This window comes from Acidovorax sp. KPB24-07, assembly GCF_057543315.1.
Window position 1 is genome coordinate 1 of the sequence record NZ_BAAJYS010000709.1, and the last position, 1,137, is coordinate 1,137.

The following is a 1,137-nucleotide window of genomic DNA, read 5'->3' on the forward strand; positions in this document are numbered from 1 at the left end:
CTGCGGACCCTGCTCGGTCTGCGCGTAGGCGCTCACGGCCTCCTGCGCGCGCAGGTTCGACCGGGGCGGGGGTCGGGGGCCGGCGCGGGGGACCGGGGGGAACGGAGCCGCCTCGGGGTCGGCGGAGCGGGTGCGCAGTGCCTGGGGCCGCTGCACCCGCCGCACGGGCGCCACCTGCGCCAATTGCTCCGGCCCGCCGCGGTACATCTGGCCCGAAGGCCCGAACACATAGAACATCGCCATCTCCTGCCATGCCGCTGCACCGGCGTGCACACCGCCGTGCACGCCGCGATCGGCGGTCCATGGTATCGGCAGATGCTGGGGCCGCGGAAAGCCGGGGCATGGCGGGGGAGGGCGGCGGGCTTCGATGGCTTCACGTGGCGGGTGTGCGGCGAGTGCGTGGCGGGCGCCTGGTGCGCTGCATACACTCGACGGTTTCGTGTGCCGCAAGCCCGTTGCCCGTCGTTCTTCGTGCGGGGCCGTGCGAGCACGGTCTTTCTTTTCGATTCGCCAAAGGCCCCCTCATGATCGATCGCTCCGCCATCTCCACTGCACACCAGCGCCTGGCCGCACAGGCCGGCTTTCTTCGTACCACCCCGCTGCTGCAGTTGAGCGGCAGCGCGCTGGGCGTGGACTGCGCGCAGGTGTGGCTCAAGCTGGAGCATCTGCAGGTGGGCGGCAGCTTCAAGGCCCGGGGCATGCTGTACCGCATGCTGGCCAATCCCGTGCCCGAGAGCGGCGTGATCATCGCCTCGGGCGGCAACGCGGGCATTGCCACGGCGGCCGCGGCGCGCGCGCTGGGCGTGCGCTGCGAGGTGTTCGTGCCCGAGATCTCGCCGGAGGCCAAGCGCGCCCGTCTGCGGGCCCTGGGCGCCGAAGTGGTGGTGACCGGCGCTGCGTATTCCGAAGCGCTGCAGGCCTGCCTGGCGCGCCAGCAGGCCACCGGCGCGCTGCTCAACCATGCGTACGACCAGCCCGAAGTCGTGGCCGGTGCCGGCACGCTGGCGCTGGAGATGGAAAGCCAGGCGGGCGACCGGTTGCCCGACAGCGTGCTGGTGAGCGTGGGCGGCGGCGGGCTGATCGCCGGCGTGGCCGCGTGGTGCGACAGCCGCGCGCACGTGGTGGCGCTGGAGCCCG

General features: G+C 72.9%; 1 protein-coding gene and 1 pseudogene. One reads left to right on the forward strand and one right to left on the reverse strand.

Annotated elements, in window-relative coordinates; translation table 11 throughout:
* A pseudogene (locus tag AC27IQ_RS25175) lies at window positions 1-237 on the reverse strand (CBS domain-containing protein); the annotation flags it as partial.
* Between the two features lie 287 nt (window positions 238-524).
* Between AC27IQ_RS25175 and AC27IQ_RS25180 the strand changes: the two are divergent.
* A partial coding sequence (locus AC27IQ_RS25180; RefSeq protein ID WP_487091249.1) for a pyridoxal-phosphate dependent enzyme occupies window positions 525-1,137 on the forward strand: 613 nt, incomplete at its 3' end.